This window comes from Pseudomonas sp. CFBP 13727 (assembly GCF_014841915.1).
Lineage (GTDB): Bacteria > Pseudomonadota > Gammaproteobacteria > Pseudomonadales > Pseudomonadaceae > Aquipseudomonas > Aquipseudomonas baltica.
This window is the reverse complement of record NZ_JACYUT010000002.1, coordinates 278,030-294,536: the sequence shown is the minus strand read 5'-3', so window position 1 is coordinate 294,536 and position 16,507 is coordinate 278,030. Positions and strand designations below refer to the sequence as shown.

Here is a 16,507-nt window from a genome sequence, read left to right as displayed (position 1 = left end):
CTGGAAAAAGGCCGCAAGGATAGCCGCAATTCAGCCAGGCGGGTATCAGGCCGCCAGCTTCTGCAGTTGTTCGATGGTCAGCGTAGCCCCCATGGCACGCGCGGCGCCCAGCGCATCGATGCCTTGGGCGTCCACCGCGTTCGGGTTGGCGCCTTGCGCCAGCAGGTATTCGACCATTTCCGTGCGATTGAACATAGCGGCCATCATCAGCGCGGTCCGGCCATCGGCCGATGCACCATCGACCGGGGCGCCCTGCTCGATCAGCAACTGCACCATCGGCAGGTTGCCCTTGAAGGCGGCGCCAGCCATGGGCAGCTGGTTCTTGTCGTTGGCAATCAGCGGGTCGGCCTTGTATTGCAGCAGCGCGCGTGCCGCATCGAGGTGGCCGTGATAGGTCGCCAGCATCAACAAGGTATCGCCATTGTGGTTGCGCAGATTGGGCGGCAGGCCCTTCTCCAGAAGGCGCTCGAGCATCTGTGCATCACCGTTGCGAGCGACGTCGAACACTTGTTCAGCGAACTCGGCCGCTTCTTCGTCGTTCATCTGGCGAGCGTCGGGTTGGGTCATGGCAAAACCTCCTGGCAAATGGTTCACGGTAGGCAGTGTTCCCGCTGGGCTTCAAGCCTGCAACAGAGCCTGGCTATCGCCCCTGGAAGCGGGAATTTATTGGCGATTTGTGGTCATAGACAGTAGTGACGCGGGAAAAAATCCGTGCTGCGCCTGTCATTCCCTCCGGGCGACTTACCGTCAGACCCACCACGCCGCGCAAAATGCAGCATGCTCGACGACCATTCATGCAAATTGCACGGAGCCCGAATTTTGCGATATTCACAAGCTGTTGATTTAAAAGGATTTTATATTTAACGAAACTTGGCACACTCGCTGCAACTACCTAGACATGCCTGCCAACTTGCTAGGAGCTGCACATGAACTTCCTCCACGAAAAATTCGTTTCCGTTTTCTCCGAGTACGAAGTGACCACCCAGCCGCGTCCGGATGGTGCTGTCCTGCTGACCCTGCGTGACACCGATGGCAAACAGATCAAACGCTCGATTTCCTACGCTCAGCTGCACACTCCTGAGCAACTGACTTGGGTCATCAGCGCCATTCGTCGCGACCTGGCCGGCGAAGCCAGCCAACTGCCAGCGATCAACATGCTGCAAAGCCAGAACCGCTTCGCGCTGCCGACCTACCACTCGGCCTGATCAGCGCAGGCTGATCTGCCCGGCAAGTGTTGCTCGGCACGTATTCGCTGGACCGCCGTTCGTTTGACCCCTGCTGTTTGATTGAACGCTGTTGCTTGACCTCTGTTTCTTCTAAAGCCCGATACCTGGCGCATCCTGGTATCGGGTTTTTTTTCGCCTCGATGAAAGCCGGATCAGTCGTCCAGCCTCGGAAACCGATCGTTCGCTGGCTGCACCACGTACTCCGGGCACCAGCCGCGTGAATCGGTGAGCACACGCAACGCAATCAGTCGCCCCCTCTCGCCCATGTCCAGCCAATGGGCCATGCCTGCCGGAACCACGACGCGATCATCGCGCTCGCACAGCAGCGCGTACACGTAACCCCCAACGTGCAGGTTCAACAGCGCTCGGCCCGCCAGCACGCACAGCACCCATTCACCGATAAGACGATGCTCACGCAGCAGTTCGGCTTGCGTCGGGGTGTGCTGCACGTTGTTCTCGTCCAGGCTGAGCACGTCCACGCTCATGTAGCCACCTTGGGCCATCCAGGCGTCGACTTCGGCGCGGCAGGTCGCGACGATCTCTTCGGGGCTTGCCTCGAACGACATGGGCAGCGTCGATCCGGCGCGCTCGAAACGCACACCGAGCTCGGCCAAAGTGGCCGCAATGTCTTCGGCATGGCTCAGCACCTTGTTGGGGATGTCCGCAGTGCTGTGGTGATAGACGCTCAGGCGGCTCATGCAAATTCCTCGAATGGTTTCAGTGACTGGCCACAGGTGGCAGATCATGGGGTGTGCGTCTGAGCATGATCAACGCGGCAGCGAACGCGGCGAGGCTGGCCAGGGCAAAGGTGCCGGTGGCGCCCAGTGATTGCCACAGGTAGCCGGAGTACAGCGCACCCAAGGCGCCACCGACGCCAGCCAGTGCGGCATACAGGGCCTGCCCCTGACCCTGCTGATGGGCGCCGAAACTGCGCTGCACGAAATGGATCGCCGCCGCGTGGAAGCTGCCGAAGGTGGCGGCGTGCATCAGCTGCGCCAGCACCAGCAGCCACAGGTGTTCGGCGAAACTGCCCAGCAGCAGCCAGCGCACGGCCGCCAGAAGGAAGCTGGCGATGAGCACATGACGCAGGGAAAAGCGCGCCAGAATCCGGCTCATGGCCAGGAACATCAAGACCTCGGCCACGACTCCGACGGCCCACAGCATGCCGATCACTGCACGGCTGTAGCCCAACTGCTCCAGGTGCAGGGTAAGAAACGTGTAGTACGGGCCGTGGCTGAGCTGCATCAGGCCCACACACCCATAGAAGGCCAATACGCCGGGGCGTACCAGCTGTTTCATGAAGCCCTCCCCGGTCGTGCGGCGAGGGCCCTCGCCGGCGGGCACATCCGGCACCCACGCGCTGGCCGCGACGATACCGGCCATGATCAACAGCAACGCGTAGGGATAGGTGTCCAGGCTCAGGCTCTCGAATACCCGGCCCAGGCCCACCACCGCCAGAATGAAGCCGATCGAGCCCCACAGGCGGACCTGGCTGTAACGTGCGGTTTGCCCCTGCAGGTGTGCCAGCGTCAGGGTTTCGAATTGTGGCAGTACCGCGTGCCAGAAGAAGGCATGCAGGGCCATGACCATTGCCAGCCAGGCGTAGCCGGTGTCCACCAGGATCAGGGAAAAACTGGCCAGGGTGCAGACCGCGCCGATGCGCACGATGGCCAGGCGTCGACCGGTGCGGTCGCCCAGCCAGCCCCACAGGTTGGGCGCCACGCAGCGCATGAGCATGGGAATTGCCACCAGCTCGCCGATGCGCGCGCTGTCGAAGCCCAGATGGTGGAAGTACAGCGCCAGGAACGGCGCCGTCGACCCGAGCAGGGCGAAGTAGAACAGGTAGAAAGTGGACAGCCGCCAATACGGGACCGAATGCCCCGCCGGCGGCGGCACCGCGCTCAAAGCTGGCCCAGTACCGGAGTGTCGACCTTGACCTCGGCATTCTGCCCGCGATGGCGCAGCAGGTGGTCCATCAACACGATGGCCATCATGGCTTCGGCGATGGGCGTGGCGCGGATGCCCACGCACGGGTCATGGCGGCCCTTGGTGATGACGTCCGCCGGCTGGCCGTGGACGTCGATCGAGCGGCCCGGCGTGGTGATGCTGGACGTTGGCTTGAGGGCCAGGTGGGCAACGATCGGCTGGCCCGAGGAGATACCACCCAGCACACCCCCCGCATGGTTGCTGAGGAACCCATCGGGCGTCATCTCGTCGCGGTGCTCGGTGCCGCGCTGGGCGACGCAGGCAAAACCGGCGCCGATTTCCACGCCCTTGACGGCGTTGATGCTCATCAAGGCATGGGCCAGCTCGGCGTCCAGGCGATCGAAGATCGGCTCGCCCAGCCCCGGCATGACGCCTTCGGCCACTACGGTGATCTTGGCGCCGACCGAATCCTGGTCGCGGCGCAGCTGGTCCATGTAGGCCTCCAGCTCCGGGACCTTGTCCGGATCGGGGCTGAAGAAGGCGTTGTCTTCCACGCCGTCCCAGCTTTTGAAAGCAATCGGGATCGGGCCCAGCTGGCTCATGTAGCCGCGGACCTGGATACCCTGGGTGGCCAGGTACTTCTTGGCGATCGCGCCTGCGGCCACGCGCATGGCCGTTTCGCGCGCCGAGCTGCGGCCACCGCCACGGTAGTCACGCTCGCCGTACTTGTGATGGTAGGTGTAGTCCGCGTGGGCCGGGCGAAACAGATCCTTGATCGCCGAGTAGTCCTTGGATTTCTGATCGGTATTGCGAATCAGCAGGCCGATGGAGGTACCGGTGGTACGCCCATCGAACACCCCGGAAAGAATCTCGACTTCATCGGGCTCCTGACGCTGGGTCGTGTGCCGGCTGGTGCCCGGCTTGCGTCGATCGAGGTCGCGCTGCAGGTCGTCCACGGAAATTGCGAGCCCTGGCGGACAGCCGTCTACGATGGCGACCAGCGCCGGGCCATGGCTTTCGCCAGCGGTGGTGACAGTGAACAGCTTGCCGAAGGTATTGCCGGACATGCAGGGCGCTCCGCGAAATCAACCGAATCAGACAGAGCGCCAGTATACGCAGGGTCGACGGCCAGTTCATCCCTGAACCTTAGCCGGACGCCCCAGTCCAAAGCGCACTTCCCTCGATAGTGGCTCGATGATGTTGCAGATGACGTTCCGATTGGTGGCCTTGATACTGTTCGTCAGCAGCACCGCTGCACTGGCCGCCACCCCTGATATTGCCAGGCGCCCGATCGAGCTGCAGACCGCTCAGGGCAAGCTGTACGGCTCGCAGTTGGTGCCCCGCGCGGATCGGCCGGTGCCGGTGGTGCTGATGATTTCCGGCTCCGGTCCGACCGACCGGGACGGCAACAATCCCGAGGCGGGTCGCAACGACAGCCTGAAGAAGCTCGCCTTGCTACTGGCGCAGAACAACATTGCCAGCGTGCGCTATGACAAACGCGGCGTGGCCACCGGGCGCAAGGCCACCCCCGACGAGCGTGATCTGAGCGTGGCAGGCTACGTCGACGATGCCGTGGCCTGGAGCGCGCAGCTCAAGCGCGACCCGCGTTTCGGCCCGCTGATCATCCTGGGCCACAGCGAAGGTGCGCTGATCGCTACCCTGGCAGCGCCGCGCGCCAATGCCGATGCGGTGATTTCGCTGTCGGGCAGCGGTCGTCCCCTGGGCGAAGTGTTGCGCGAGCAGATCGGCGAACGCCTGCCAGCCGAACTGCAACCGCGCAGCTACCAACTGATCGAGCGGCTGGAAGCCGGGCAGTATGACCCGGACGTGCCCAAGCCCCTGCAGGTATTGTTTCGCCCCAGCGTGCAGCCTTACCTGATTTCGCTGTTGCGCCAGGACCCTGCGCAGGCCTTCGCCGCCTTGAAGATCCCCGCCCTCATCGTGCAGGGCAGCAACGACATCCAGGTCGGGATTGGCGATGCGCAGGCACTGCAACGCGCCAAGCCCGATGCGCAGCTGGCGCTGATTCCTGGCATGAACCACGTGCTGCGTATCGTGCCGATGGACCTGCCTTCGCAACTCAAGTCGTATCGTGACCACAAGCGTCCGCTGGCGGCGGAACTGGGTCAGGCAGTAGTGAAATTCATCGACGGGCTTTGACGCAACGCGCCAGGGGACCCATGGCAGCGTTCAAGAGTGGGCAGGCATGGCCGATACAAGGTCCGTGAAGAGGATCGCGCCATGACCGAACAAGCCCCGCCAGAAGCCGTCGTCGAAGAACCTGCAGCGCCGCCGCGGCCGTGGGCCGAGGTGACCCCCGAGCAGTTCAGGATGCTGCGCCTGGCGCCCCTGCCCGCCGACCGTGCCAGCGGCCCGCGCCCCTTGCGTTTCGTGCAGTTCGGCATGGCCGAGCGCCACGACCCTGCCCTGAGCCTGTTGCGCCTCGACATCCAGCTGCCTGCCCAGCGCGTGCGCAGCGAGCAGAACCGGCTGGATGTCTGGGTCGATCATCAGCTGCGGCAGGTCAGCCTGGGCAGTGACGCAGGCCTGCAACTGGAACCGGTCAACCGTGGCCTGGGGCGCTTCGTCATGGCCCAAGCCGCCGCCTGGCTGCAGCGTCATTGGCCGCACTACACGCTGCAAGGCGCGGCGCTGTCGAGCAAGGAGGCGCTGCAACCGGCGGGCCTGGATCGTCGTGATCACGCACTGCGCACCCAAGGCTTGAACGTCGAATACGCAGATGTGCAACGCCTCAAGGGCCAGTATCACCCGATTGCCGTCAGCCAGTTGCTGAGCACCTGGAACGCGGAGAAAGTGCAGGTGGTCGAGGTGCTGGCGGCCAGCGAGATGCTGCAGATGGCCGAGCAGCAGTTGCAGGAGATGGAACTCAAGCTGCATGGGCAGCAGGAACGTATCGGGAAATTCGCGCGCGAGGAAAGCGGCCTGCGTTTCACCATCGCCTGCCTGATTGCCTTCGCCGTTTTCCAGGCCGCGCTGCTGATCTGGATCGCCACCCACCGCTGACAGCGGCACTCGCAAAAACTGTGTGGGAGCGGGCTCTGCCCGCGAAGGCGTCACTGCGGTATCGAGCCAAACCGCTGCAGACGTTCGCGAGCGCAACCCGCTCTACAGTTCATGCGTTTTCAGATACGCGAAGCGAACAACGCCTGATGCTCACGGCACTGTGCCGCGCTGAGCATGAACACGCCATGCCCGCCGCGCTGGAACTCCAGCCAGTTGAAGTCCACTTCCGGGTAGAGTGCCTCGACGTGCACCTGGCTGTTGCCGACCTCGATGATCAACAGGCCTCTGTCGTTGAGGTGATCAGCCGCCTCGGCCAGCATGCGCCGCACCAGGTTCAGGCCGTCGTCGCCACAGGCCAGGCCCAGTTCGGGTTCGTGCTGGTACTCGGCGGGCATGTCGGCGAAGTCCTCGGCATCGACATAGGGCGGGTTGCACACGATCAAGTCGAAACGCTGCCCCGGCAGGCCTTCGAAACCATCGCCCTGCACCGTATAGACACGCTCTTCCTGGCCATGCCGCTCGATGTTTTGATTGGCCACCTCGAGCGCCTCGAACGACAGGTCGGCCAGCACTACTTCGGCGTCCTGAAAAACGTCGGCGCAGGCGATGCCGATGCAGCCCGAACCGGTGCACAGGTCAAGGATGCGCGCTGGCGGCTGGCTCAGCCAGGGCTCGAAGCTGTTCTCGATCAGCTCGCCGATCGGTGAACGTGGCACCAGCACCCGCGCATCGACAATGAAAGACATGCCGCAGAACCAGGCCTCGCCGATCAGGTAGGCGGCCGGCACGCGCTCTTCCATGCGCCGCTTGAGCAGGTGCTGCACACGCACGATCTCGTCGTCTTCCAGGCGGCAATCCAGGTAGCTGTCGGCAATTTCATAGGGCAGGTTCAACGCCCCCAGCACCAACAGACGGGCTTCGTCCCAGGCGTTGTCGGTACCGTGGCCGAAGAACAGCTCTTCGCCATGAAAACGGCTGACGGCCCAACGGATGTGGTCGCGCACGGTGCGCAAGCGGGAAGTGATCACAAAAGCTCCTCGGTCGAATCAAGCCGGAATATTAACAGAGGCCCGTGGGTGATTTTCGCGATGTTCGCTCAATCCGATTCACAGAACGGCTCGAGCAGAGGACAATGCGGCAAAAGCCCTAGCCAAAGGAGCCCCAGATGTCCGTTCCAAAGACGATGTTCCAACTCAGTGGCCGCGGTTTCCCGCCCACCCGGATCGCCAACGCCAGCCTGATCATCATTGATGCGCAGAAGGAATACCTCAGTGGCGACCTGGCCCTGTCCGGCATGGACGATGCGCTGGCCAACATCGCCAGCCTGGTAGCTGCGGCACGTGCGGCCAAGCGGCCGGTGGTGCATATCCGCCATCTGGGCACCGTTGGCGGGCTGTTCGATCCCCAGGGCCGGCGCGGCGAGTTCATCGAAGGTTTCGAACCGCAGGGCGACGAAGCCGTGGTCGAGAAGCGCATGCCCAATGCCTTCAACAACACCGGGCTGCACGAGCTGCTGCAGAGCTATGGCCACCTGGACCTGATCGTCTGCGGATTCATGAGCCACTCCAGCGTCAGCACCACCGTGCGTGCATCCAAGGACTACGGTTATCGCTGCACCCTGGTGGCCGACGCCTGCGCGACCCGCGACCTGCCCCAGGGCGATGGCGTGCTTGCCGCGGCCAAGGTGCAGGAAGCTGAAATGGCCATCATGCGTGACAACTTCGCCGCGGTTGCCATGACCGGCGACTTGCTCTGACCCCCAGCCGGCCCGATCGCCACCGAGGAATCAATGAAGTCATCCCATGGTTTCAATGCGCGCAGACTCAGGAAACGTGCTCCCGGTGGCTGGCGCTATCGGCTGGGCGCGGGGCTGGGCGCCGTGCTGCTGACCCTTGGCTTGTTGTTGGCGATGGCCGGCGTCGCCACCCTGCTGGGGCATCCGCCGCAGATAATCGGGCTGGACACCACCACCAGCGGCGCGGCCATACTCGCTGGCATGGGGCTGCTGGTGCTTTATCTTGGCCTGTGGCTCTGGCGCCGCAGCCGCCGTGGAATGCGCCGCAGCCGTGAACTCGGCCTGGCCCCGCACCTGATGAAAAAGCACGATTGAGTCGCGTAGACTAGCGCTCCCGTGGTGGAGACCTTCATGCAAGACGACGAATTTTCCCTGTTCAAGGACCAGATGCGCGGCGTGCGGCGCATCCAGCACGATCGCGCCGACACCGGCAGGCCGAAAGCCGACAAGCTCAAGCTGCAGGCACTGCGCCAGGCAGCCACGGTGGGTACCCAGGGCACGACGGTCGACGGGCTGTCCGATCAGTTCGTCATCGACGTCGGCCCCGAGGACGACCTGCACTGGGCGCGCGACGGCGTCCAGGAAAGCCAGATGCGCAAGCTCAAGGTCGGCCAGATTCCCTTCGAAGGCAGCCTCGACCTGCACGGCATGACGGTGGAGAAAGCCCGCGAAACGCTCTGGGCATTCCTCGCCGAAGCCACCCGTTTCGAAATCCGCTGCGTGCGCGTGACCCATGGCAAGGCGGTGCGCCTGGACGGCAAGCGGCCGATGATCAAGAGCCACGTCAACACCTGGCTGCGTCAGCACACGCAGGTGCTGGGTTTCACCTCCTGCCAGCCACGCCATGGCGGCGCCGGCGCGGTGTACGTGATGCTCAAGCGCACCATGCTCGAAGGCCGCGACGAATAACGCTTCGCTTGCACCCGTGCGAGCGGAGCCGTACCCTTCGCGTCTGCGAAATATTCCCCACAGGTTTGATCATGTCCCTGGAACAGAACTACACCGAGATCCTTGGCCAACTCGGCGAGGACGTTAACCGCGAAGGCCTGCTCGACACGCCCAAACGCGCCGCCAAAGCCATGAAGTACTTGTGCCGCGGCTACGAGCAGACTCTCGATGAAGTCACCAACGGTGCGCTGTTCAGCTCCGACGCGAGCGAAATGGTCCTGGTCAGGGATATCGAACTCTATTCGTTGTGCGAGCATCATCTGCTGCCGTTCATTGGCCGTGCGCACGTTGCCTACATTCCCAGCGGCAAGGTGCTCGGGCTGTCCAAGGTGGCGCGTATCGTCGACATGTACGCTCGCCGCCTGCAGATCCAGGAAAACCTGGGCCGGCAGATCGCCGATGCGGTGCAGCAGGTCACTGGTGCACTGGGTGTCGCCGTGGTCATCGAAGCCAAGCACATGTGCATGATGATGCGTGGCGTCGAGAAGCAGAACTCTTCGATGATCACGTCGGTGATGCTGGGCGAGTTCCGCGACAACGCGGCGACCCGCAGCGAATTTCTCAGCCTGATCAAGTAAGCCGTACCCAACCTCGAGGGCTGCCACATGTTGATGAAAGCGTTGCGTATCGGACTGGGCCAGGTGATCGTGGCGGGCGACCTGCTCACCCGCCCACCGCGTCGCAAGCGCAGCCCCGAAGCGCAGGCCGAGGTCGACCGCGCCGCCAGCGGGCTGACTCTCTATCAGTTCCACGCCTGCCCGTTCTGCGTGAAGACCCGCCGCACCCTGCACAAGCTCAATGTGCCGGTACCCCTGCGCGACGCGAAGAACGACCCGGTGGCGCGCGATACCCTGCTGGCCGAGGGTGGCAAGATCAAGGTGCCCTGCCTGCGTATCGAGGAGGCCGGCAAGGTCACCTGGATGTACGATTCCAAAGTGATCATCGATTACCTGAACACCCGCTTCGCGGCAGCCTGAGTGCTGTCGCCCAGCTGTATCGCCGATTGATCGCGCCGCTGTACCGCATGCGCCTGTACACCTTGGCTTACCCTTGACCGACGCTGCTCAGGACAAGGATCGGACCGCCATGCCCAACCCCACCACCGTCGCCCCGCTGCGTCCGCTGGCCGATACGGCGCCATCTGCCGTGGTGGCCGGTTTCATCGCCATGATGACCGGCTACACCAGCTCGCTGGTCCTGATGTTCCAGGCCGGCCAGGCCGCCGGCCTGACCACCGCGCAGATATCCTCGTGGATCTGGGCACTGTCGATCGGCATGGCGGTGTGCAGCATCGGTCTGTCGCTGCGCTACCGCACCCCCATCACGGTCGCCTGGTCGACACCGGGCGCGGCCCTGCTGATCACCAGCCTGGGCGGCGTGAGTTACCCCGAAGCCATCGGCGCGTTCATCACCTGCGCGGTGCTGGTCACGATCTGCGGCCTGACCGGCAGTTTCGACCGCCTGCTCAAGCGCCTGCCAGCTTCGCTGGCCGCAGCGCTGCTGGCCGGTATCCTGTTCAAGATCGGCAGCGAGATATTCGTCGCCGCGCAGCATCGCACAGCCCTGGTGCTGTGCATGTTCTTCACCTACCTGATGGTGAAACGGCTGTCGCCGCGCTATGCGGTGCTGGCGGCGCTGGTCATCGGCACGCTGGTTTCCGGCGCGCTCGGCCTGCTCGATTTCAGCCATTTCAGCCTGCAGGTCGCCGTGCCGCAGTGGACCACGCCGTCCTTTTCCCTGGCTGCGACCATCAGCATCGGCATTCCCCTGTTCGTGGTGGCGATGACCTCGCAGAACATGCCGGGTATTGCCGTACTGCGCGCCGATGGTTATCAGGTAGCGGCCTCGCCACTGATTTCGGTGACAGGTATCGCCTCGTTGCTGATGGCGCCGTTCGGCTCCCATGGGGTCAACCTGGCGGCCATCAGCGCGGCCATCTGCACGGGCCCGCATGCCCACGAAGACCCTGCCAAACGCTATACCGCGGCGGTCTGGTGCGGCGTGTTCTATGCAATTGCCGGCACGTTCGGCGCCACCCTGGCAGCGCTGTTCGCCGCCCTGCCCAAAGAGCTGGTGCTGTCGATCGCCGCACTGGCGTTGTTCGGCTCCATCATCAATGGCCTGACCCAGGCCATGAGCGAGCCGAAGGAGCGCGAGGCCGCTTTGGTGACATTCATGGTCACCGCCTCGGGCCTGACGCTGTTTTCGGTAGGCTCGGCGTTCTGGGGGATCATTGCCGGCGTACTGACGTTGCTGATTCTCAACGCGGGCAAGCTCAGCCGTTGATCTGCGCAACCACATCGGCCAACGCCTGGGCTGGATCGACAGCCTGGCTGATCGGACGCCCGATCACCAGGTAATCGGAACCCGCATCCAGCGCCTGGCGTGGTGTGAGGATGCGCCGCTGGTCATCCTGGGCACTGCCGGCCGGGCGAATGCCTGGGGTTACCAGCTGCAGGGTCGGGTGGGCTGCCTTCAAGGCCTGCGCTTCGAGCGCCGAACAGACCAGACCATCCATGCCGGCTTTTTGCGCCAGCGCCGCCAGACGCAATACCTGCTCCTGCGGCTCGATGTCCAGGCCGATGGCGGCAAGGTCTTCGCGCTCCATGCTGGTCAACACGGTGACGCCGATCAGCAATGGCTTGGCGCCAGAGCGCTGTTCCAGCACCTCGCGGCAAGCCGCCATCATGCGCAGGCCACCGGAACAGTGGACGTTGACCATCCACACGCCCATTTCGGCAGCAGCCTTGACGGCCATGGCGGTGGTGTTCGGGATATCGTGGAATTTCAAGTCCAGGAACACCTCGAAGCCCTTGGCGTTCAAGGTTTCGACGATGCCCGAGGCGCTGCTGGTGAACAGCTCCTTGCCCACCTTGACCCGGCACAGCTTGGGATCCAGTTGATCGGCCAGCTTCAGGGCCGCTTCGCGGGTCGGGTAATCCAGGGCGACGATGATGGGAGTCTGGCAGACGGACATGGCGGGTTCTCTGAGGCAGGTCGAAATCGGCGCGCATTGTAGCGGATTTTGCCCGGCCGCGGGCGCCCTGCACAGCCACCACCACCGGCTCGAAGCAACGCCCCGGCGCGATCGCCAAGGGCTATGATGGAACCACTGCGACCCACCGTCGCTCCAAGCATCATAAGCGCCGCGCATTCTCGGCGCACCGCGTAAGGAGTGTCCCATGCCCTGGTATGCCTGGTTGATATTGTTGGTGGCCATCGGCTCGATCGTCGGTGGCTTGATGGTGCTCAAGCAAAGTGCCCAGAAGCTGCCATTGACCGATGAGCAGCTCAAGAAGGTGCACGAACGCAACGCCGAAATGGATGCAAAGGACGCCCGCAACCGCTGACAGACGCGCGAAGTCCCGAGTGCACCGGCACTTGGGACGCTCTGTCGGCAGGCCGAAGCTTATCCCCTGAAAACATGCATGAGCCTGTGCATAACCTGGGTGCAATGCCCTGCAGGCCACGGCCCGCAAGCGTCTTCACGGCTTGCTCAAAAAACGAGCTGTTTCAAGGGTTTATGCACATTCGTCGTGCACCTGCCTGTGGATAAGCTTGGGAGAACAGGCCGCAGGCCACGTACCGCAAGGCTTTGCCGACCTTGATCAATTTATGATCAGTGAATATCGCCGCCCCATCCATTACGCGCCGCACCCCTGATGGCCTCGAGCAGCATGGCGAACGCCGGATTGTCGTTGTTCTCGCGCCAGATGAGATGCAGCTCGCTCTGCACGCCCTCGCCCAGATCGATATCGCGAAACACCACGTTCTTGAACACGACGCTGGTGGCGCAACGTGGCACCAGCGCAACGCCCATGCCGGCATTGACCAGCGCCAGAATGGTCAGCGATGAACCCAGCCACTGCACGTATTGCGGGGTCACCTGAGCCGAACGCAGCATTCCGGTGAGCAGCTCGTTGAACGGCGGATAGGCCGAGTGCGAGTACATCAGGAACGGCTGGCCGTCCAGATCCTGCACGCGCACCACGCCTGCGTCGGCCAGCGGGTGCCCGGCCGGGGTAGCCAGGACGAACGGCTCACGCACCAGGCATTCGGTCAGGTAGCCGCTGTCGAGCAACGGTGCGCGCGCGATGCCCAGATCGATACGCCGGGCACGCAAGGCTTCGTGTTGCTGGTAGGTGTTCATTTCCGACAGGTCGATCTTCACTTGCGGCTGCTTGAGCCGCGCCTCGGCGATGACCTTGGGCAGGAATTCGTACACTGCGCTGCCGACGAAGGCGATATTCACCGAGCCGATATCGCCCTCGGCAAAACGCCTGGCCGACACCGCCGCTTGCTGCGCTCGCTCCAGCAGGTTTTGCGCCTCGACGAAAAAAGCCCGGCCGGCCGCGGTGAGTGCCACGCTGCGCGTGCTGCGGGTGAACAGTTCCACGCCCAGGTGATGCTCCAGCAGTTGAATCTGCCGACTCAAGGGCGGCTGGGTCATGTTGAGGCGTTCGGCGGCGCGGCGGAAATTGAGTTCCGTGGCCACGGTGGTGAAGCAACGGAGCTGGCTGAGTTCGAACATTGATTCAACCTCGGTATCAATCAAGTGCCAACTTGAATTGGACTGAAACAATACCCCAAGTACATGATCGAGCCCTCCAAGAAAAAAATAACCATCGGAGTCGCCCTTGAACGTTCAATCCGGTGCCATCGACCCCAGCGTGCTCGCCAGCGCGGTGGCCAAGGTCAAGCGGCATGTGCTGCCACTGTTCGTCGTAATGTTCATCGTCAATTACATTGACCGGGTGAACATCGGTTTCGTCCGCACCCACATGGAAACCGATCTGGGTATCGGTGCCGCCGCCTATGGCCTGGGTGCAGGTCTGTTCTTCGTTGGCTACGCACTGTTCGAAGTGCCCTCCAACATGCTCCTGCAACGCTTCGGTGCCCGCGCCTGGCTTACGCGGATCATGTTCACCTGGGGCCTGGTGGCCATGGGCATGGCCTTCGTACAGGGCGAAACCAGCTTCTACGTCATGCGCTTTTTGCTCGGTGTCACCGAAGCGGGCTTCTATCCCGGCGTGCTCTACTACTTCACCCAATGGCTGCCGGCCAGCGAGCGCGGCAAGGCCATGGCGATCTTCCTCAGTGGTTCGGCCATCGCCTCGATCATCTCCGGACCCATCACCGGCGCCCTGTTGAGCGTGACCGGGCTGGGCCTGCATGGCTGGCAGTGGATGTTTCTGATCGAGGGCGGCGCTTCGGTGGCGCTGTGCGGGTTCGTCTACTACTGGTTGCAGTCGCACATCCACGAAGCCAAGTGGCTCACCGCTACCGAGCAGACGACCCTGAGCCGCGTCATCGCCGACGAGCAACGTGCCCGTGAAGCCGAGCACGTGGTCAAGCCGTCGATATTCAAGTTGCTCGCCGACACCCAGATCCTGGTGTTCTGCTTCATCTTCTTTTCGGTGGCCCTGACCATCTACGGCGCCACGTTCTGGCTGCCCAGCATGATCAAGAAGATGGGCAACGTGTCCGACTTCGAAGTGGGCCTGTTCAACTCCATTCCCTGGATCATTTCGATTGCCGCCATGTACGGCTTCGCGGCCCTGGCTGCGCGCTTCAAGCATCAGCAGGCGTGGGTGGCAACGACCTTGCTGATCGCAGCCGCAGGCATGTTCATGTCGACCTACGGCGGCCCGGTGTTCGCCTTCGTTGCCATCTGTTTTGCAGCGGTAGGTTTCAAGGCCGCCTCGGCGTTGTTCTGGCCGATCCCGCAAGCCTATCTGGACGCACGCATCGCTGCCGCCGTGCTGGCCCTGATCAACTCGGTGGGCAACCTGGGCGGCTTCGTCGCCCCGACCGTGTTCGGTTTTCTGGAAGAGAAGACCGGGTCGATCCAGGGCGGCCTGTATGGCCTGGCCGCCACCTCCGTGCTGGCCGCGATCGTGGTGTTTTTCGCCCGCACCCGACCCCGCGGGCAAAAGCCCGATGACAAGCCACTGCAACCTGCCGCTGCGCACTGACAAGGAACGCCCCGCCAGGCGGGGCCTGCATCCCGAGGAGAATGCCTGTGAAAATCAAACGCGTAACCGTTACCCCGATCGCTTTCCGCGACCCGCCACTGCTCAACGCCAGCGGCATCCACGAACCCTATGCCTTGCGCTCGATCATCGAGGTGGAGAGCGACAACGGCTATGTGGGGCTGGGCGAAAGCTACGGCGACGCACCGGCGCTGGCCATTCAGATGGCCATCAAGGACCAACTGCCAGGCCTGGACCCGTTCAACCTCAACGGTCTGCGCCAGATCGTCGCCAGCACTGTCGCCAGGCACAAGCCGGCCAGCGTGAGCGGCGCCGAGTTGGCACCGGGCTCCCATGCCAGCAAGGCGGTGACCAACGCCTATTCGGCATTCGAGGTGGCGTTGCTCGACCTGCAGGCGCGCTCGCTGAACCGCCCGCTGGTGGATCTGCTCGGTGGCGCGGTGCGTGACGAAGTGCCGTTCAGTGCCTACCTGTTTTTCAAGTATGCCGAGCACGTCGACTCGCCCTACCCTGCGGACAACTGGGGCGAGGCCTTGAACGAGGAGCAGATCGTCGCCCAGGCCAGGCGCATGATCGAGCAGTATGGCTTCAAGAGCATCAAGCTCAAGGCCGGCACCCTTGAACCCGAGCGTGAAGTGGCGTGCATTCTGGCCCTGAAGAAAGCCTTCCCCGACCACCCGCTGCGCATCGACCCCAACGGCAACTGGTCACTGGAGACCTCGATCCGCATGGCCGAACTGCTCGGCGACAGCCTGCAATACTATGAGGACCCCTGCCCCGGGCTGGACGACATGGCCGAGTTGCACAAGCGCACCGGGCTGCCCCTGGCGACCAACATGGTGGTGACCGACTTCGCCGAGTTTCGCCGCAGCGTCGAGCGCAACAGTGTGCAGATCGTGCTTGCCGACCATCACTACTGGGGGGGCCTGCGCGATACCCAAGTGCTGGCGAGCATGTGTCACACCTGGGGCCTGGGTGTGTCCATGCATTCGAACTCTCACCTGGGCATCAGCTTGATGGCCATGACCCATGTGGCGGCGTCGGTGCCGAACCTGGATTACGCCTGTGACACGCACTATCCGTGGCAAGAGCCGGATGAAGAAGTGATCAAGGGCGGCAAGCTGCCCATCGTCGACGGGTGCGTGAAGATCAACAAGACGCCAGGGCTGGGGCTGGAACTGGATCGCGACCAGCTGGGCATGCTGCATGAGCAGTTTCTGCGCTGCGGGATTCGTTCTCGCGACGACGTGCGGCAGATGGCCAAGTACAAGCCAGACTGGAAGGCCGCGAAGCCACGGTTTTGATGGGTCCCGGTTTGATCCAGAGGCCTCTTCGCGGGCAGAGGGCTCGCCGCCCGCCCCGCTCCCACAGGGACAGCGGCGCCCGCGGTCCCTGTGGGAGCGGGGCGGGCGGCGAGCCATCTGCCCGCGAATGGTTATGTCTCGCCTGTGGGAACGGGACAAGCGGCGAGCCCACTGCCCGCGAATGTTTCAGCCACTCGGAAACCCGTCTTTTGCACCTGCCGATATTCGGATTTCCGAACGAAGCTTTTGCTCCTCACCCCCTGTTACCTGCCCAACCTCCCCAGCCGGCTT

19 protein-coding genes are annotated in these 16,507 nt (G+C 63.4%); 12 read left to right on the top strand and 7 right to left on the bottom strand.

Annotated elements, in window-relative coordinates:
* Positions 1 to 45 precede the first annotated feature (45 nt).
* On the bottom strand, positions 46 to 567 hold the full coding sequence (locus IFT76_RS08805; protein WP_122476308.1) for an ankyrin repeat domain-containing protein: 522 nt from the start codon (positions 565 to 567) through the stop codon (positions 46 to 48).
* Between the two features lie 359 nt (positions 568 to 926).
* Between IFT76_RS08805 and IFT76_RS08800 the strand changes: the two genes are divergently transcribed.
* Complete coding sequence (locus tag IFT76_RS08800) at positions 927 to 1,205, top strand: DUF3509 domain-containing protein (RefSeq protein ID WP_043185483.1); 279 nt, start codon at positions 927 to 929, stop codon at positions 1,203 to 1,205.
* A gap of 173 nt (positions 1,206 to 1,378) precedes the next feature.
* Here IFT76_RS08800 and IFT76_RS08795 read toward each other — a convergent pair whose 3' ends face one another.
* Genes IFT76_RS08795 through aroC form a run of 3 tightly spaced genes read right to left on the bottom strand, consistent with a single transcriptional unit; the run spans position 1,379 to position 4,219 of the window.
* Positions 1,379 to 1,924, bottom strand: coding sequence for an acireductone dioxygenase (locus IFT76_RS08795; protein ID WP_192057914.1), 546 nt, complete (start codon positions 1,922 to 1,924; stop codon positions 1,379 to 1,381).
* A gap of 19 nt (positions 1,925 to 1,943) precedes the next feature.
* Positions 1,944 to 3,122, bottom strand: a complete 1,179-nt coding sequence (locus tag IFT76_RS08790; protein ID WP_192053417.1) for an MFS transporter — start codon at positions 3,120 to 3,122, stop codon at positions 1,944 to 1,946.
* 5 nt (positions 3,123 to 3,127) lie between these two features.
* A complete protein-coding gene (aroC, locus tag IFT76_RS08785; protein WP_192057912.1) occupies positions 3,128 to 4,219 on the bottom strand; it encodes a chorismate synthase in 1,092 nt (363 codons plus the stop codon).
* 139 nt (positions 4,220 to 4,358) lie between these two features.
* On the opposite strand from aroC, the gene IFT76_RS08780 reads away from it, so the two are divergent.
* Entirely contained in the window at positions 4,359 to 5,312 is a 954-nt protein-coding gene (locus tag IFT76_RS08780) for an alpha/beta hydrolase (protein ID WP_244647019.1), read from the top strand.
* Positions 5,313 to 5,393: 81 nt separating this feature from the next.
* Positions 5,394 to 6,176 carry a hypothetical protein gene (locus IFT76_RS08775; RefSeq protein WP_192057910.1) on the top strand — a complete coding sequence of 261 codons (783 nt, stop codon included), beginning with the start codon at positions 5,394 to 5,396 and terminating at the stop codon, positions 6,174 to 6,176.
* A 119-nt stretch (positions 6,177 to 6,295) separates the two neighbouring features.
* On the opposite strand, the gene prmB is transcribed toward IFT76_RS08775, so the two are convergent.
* A complete protein-coding gene (gene prmB, locus IFT76_RS08770) occupies positions 6,296 to 7,204 on the bottom strand; it encodes a 50S ribosomal protein L3 N(5)-glutamine methyltransferase (RefSeq protein ID WP_122476320.1) in 909 nt (302 codons plus the stop codon).
* A 137-nt stretch (positions 7,205 to 7,341) separates the two neighbouring features.
* On the opposite strand from prmB, the gene IFT76_RS08765 reads away from it, so the two are divergent.
* From IFT76_RS08765 to IFT76_RS08740, 6 genes are all read left to right on the top strand, one after another.
* On the top strand, positions 7,342 to 7,932 hold the full coding sequence (locus tag IFT76_RS08765; protein ID WP_122476322.1) for a cysteine hydrolase family protein: 591 nt from the start codon (positions 7,342 to 7,344) through the stop codon (positions 7,930 to 7,932).
* Positions 7,933 to 7,965: 33 nt separating this feature from the next.
* A complete protein-coding gene (locus tag IFT76_RS08760) occupies positions 7,966 to 8,286 on the top strand; it encodes a hypothetical protein (RefSeq protein WP_122476324.1) in 321 nt (106 codons plus the stop codon).
* A gap of 36 nt (positions 8,287 to 8,322) precedes the next feature.
* Complete coding sequence (locus IFT76_RS08755) at positions 8,323 to 8,880, top strand: Smr/MutS family protein (protein WP_122476326.1); 558 nt, start codon at positions 8,323 to 8,325, stop codon at positions 8,878 to 8,880.
* A 71-nt stretch (positions 8,881 to 8,951) separates the two neighbouring features.
* Entirely contained in the window at positions 8,952 to 9,497 is a 546-nt protein-coding gene (gene folE / locus IFT76_RS08750; RefSeq protein ID WP_122476328.1) for a GTP cyclohydrolase I FolE, read from the top strand.
* 27 nt (positions 9,498 to 9,524) lie between these two features.
* On the top strand, positions 9,525 to 9,896 hold the full coding sequence (locus IFT76_RS08745; protein ID WP_122476330.1) for a glutaredoxin family protein: 372 nt from the start codon (positions 9,525 to 9,527) through the stop codon (positions 9,894 to 9,896).
* Between the two features lie 109 nt (positions 9,897 to 10,005).
* Positions 10,006 to 11,205 (top strand): benzoate/H(+) symporter BenE family transporter, encoded by a 1,200-nt coding sequence (locus IFT76_RS08740; RefSeq protein ID WP_192057908.1) that lies wholly within the window; start codon positions 10,006 to 10,008, stop codon positions 11,203 to 11,205.
* Here IFT76_RS08740 and pyrF read toward each other — a convergent pair.
* Positions 11,195 to 11,896 carry an orotidine-5'-phosphate decarboxylase gene (pyrF, locus tag IFT76_RS08735; protein ID WP_185794341.1) on the bottom strand — a complete coding sequence of 234 codons (702 nt, stop codon included), beginning with the start codon at positions 11,894 to 11,896 and terminating at the stop codon, positions 11,195 to 11,197. The two genes, IFT76_RS08740 and pyrF, sit on opposite strands and share 11 nt — an antisense overlap.
* Positions 11,897 to 12,101: 205 nt before the next feature.
* Here pyrF and IFT76_RS08730 point away from each other — a divergent pair, with 205 nt between their 5' ends.
* Positions 12,102 to 12,269, top strand: coding sequence for a DUF2897 family protein (locus tag IFT76_RS08730; protein ID WP_084139696.1), 168 nt, complete (start codon positions 12,102 to 12,104; stop codon positions 12,267 to 12,269).
* A 269-nt stretch (positions 12,270 to 12,538) separates the two neighbouring features.
* On the opposite strand, the gene IFT76_RS08725 is transcribed toward IFT76_RS08730, so the two are convergent.
* The gene (locus IFT76_RS08725; protein ID WP_185794340.1) at positions 12,539 to 13,450 is read right to left on the bottom strand and encodes a LysR substrate-binding domain-containing protein; all 912 of its coding nucleotides are present in this window, start codon (positions 13,448 to 13,450) and stop codon (positions 12,539 to 12,541) included.
* Between the two features lie 139 nt (positions 13,451 to 13,589).
* Between IFT76_RS08725 and IFT76_RS08720 the strand changes: the two genes are divergently transcribed.
* Both IFT76_RS08720 and IFT76_RS08715 read left to right on the top strand, forming a co-directional pair.
* The gene (locus tag IFT76_RS08720) at positions 13,590 to 14,894 is read left to right on the top strand and encodes an MFS transporter (protein WP_122476774.1); all 1,305 of its coding nucleotides are present in this window, start codon (positions 13,590 to 13,592) and stop codon (positions 14,892 to 14,894) included.
* A gap of 47 nt (positions 14,895 to 14,941) precedes the next feature.
* Complete coding sequence (locus IFT76_RS08715) at positions 14,942 to 16,216, top strand: glucarate dehydratase (RefSeq protein WP_192057906.1); 1,275 nt, start codon at positions 14,942 to 14,944, stop codon at positions 16,214 to 16,216.
* The last annotated feature ends 291 nt before the right edge of the window (positions 16,217 to 16,507 follow it).

Bases quoted from the DNA above. Each gene is read 5' to 3' on its own strand.
- IFT76_RS08805 (WP_122476308.1), bottom strand. From the start codon at position 567: ATGACCCAACCCGACGCTCGCCAGATGAACGACGAAGAAGCGGCCGAG.
- IFT76_RS08800 (WP_043185483.1), top strand. From the start codon at position 927: ATGAACTTCCTCCACGAAAAATTCGTTTCCGTTTTCTCCGAGTACGAA.
- IFT76_RS08795 (WP_192057914.1), bottom strand. From the start codon at position 1,924: ATGAGCCGCCTGAGCGTCTATCACCACAGCACTGCGGACATCCCCAAC.
- aroC (WP_192057912.1), bottom strand. From the start codon at position 4,219: ATGTCCGGCAATACCTTCGGCAAGCTGTTCACTGTCACCACCGCTGGC.
- IFT76_RS08780 (WP_244647019.1), top strand. From the start codon at position 4,359: ATGACGTTCCGATTGGTGGCCTTGATACTGTTCGTCAGCAGCACCGCT.
- IFT76_RS08775 (WP_192057910.1), top strand. From the start codon at position 5,394: ATGACCGAACAAGCCCCGCCAGAAGCCGTCGTCGAAGAACCTGCAGCG.
- IFT76_RS08765 (WP_122476322.1), top strand. From the start codon at position 7,342: ATGTCCGTTCCAAAGACGATGTTCCAACTCAGTGGCCGCGGTTTCCCG.
- IFT76_RS08760 (WP_122476324.1), top strand. From the start codon at position 7,966: ATGAAGTCATCCCATGGTTTCAATGCGCGCAGACTCAGGAAACGTGCT.
- IFT76_RS08755 (WP_122476326.1), top strand. From the start codon at position 8,323: ATGCAAGACGACGAATTTTCCCTGTTCAAGGACCAGATGCGCGGCGTG.
- folE (WP_122476328.1), top strand. From the start codon at position 8,952: ATGTCCCTGGAACAGAACTACACCGAGATCCTTGGCCAACTCGGCGAG.
- IFT76_RS08745 (WP_122476330.1), top strand. From the start codon at position 9,525: ATGTTGATGAAAGCGTTGCGTATCGGACTGGGCCAGGTGATCGTGGCG.
- IFT76_RS08740 (WP_192057908.1), top strand. From the start codon at position 10,006: ATGCCCAACCCCACCACCGTCGCCCCGCTGCGTCCGCTGGCCGATACG.
- pyrF (WP_185794341.1), bottom strand. From the start codon at position 11,896: ATGTCCGTCTGCCAGACTCCCATCATCGTCGCCCTGGATTACCCGACC.
- IFT76_RS08730 (WP_084139696.1), top strand. From the start codon at position 12,102: ATGCCCTGGTATGCCTGGTTGATATTGTTGGTGGCCATCGGCTCGATC.
- IFT76_RS08725 (WP_185794340.1), bottom strand. From the start codon at position 13,450: ATGTTCGAACTCAGCCAGCTCCGTTGCTTCACCACCGTGGCCACGGAA.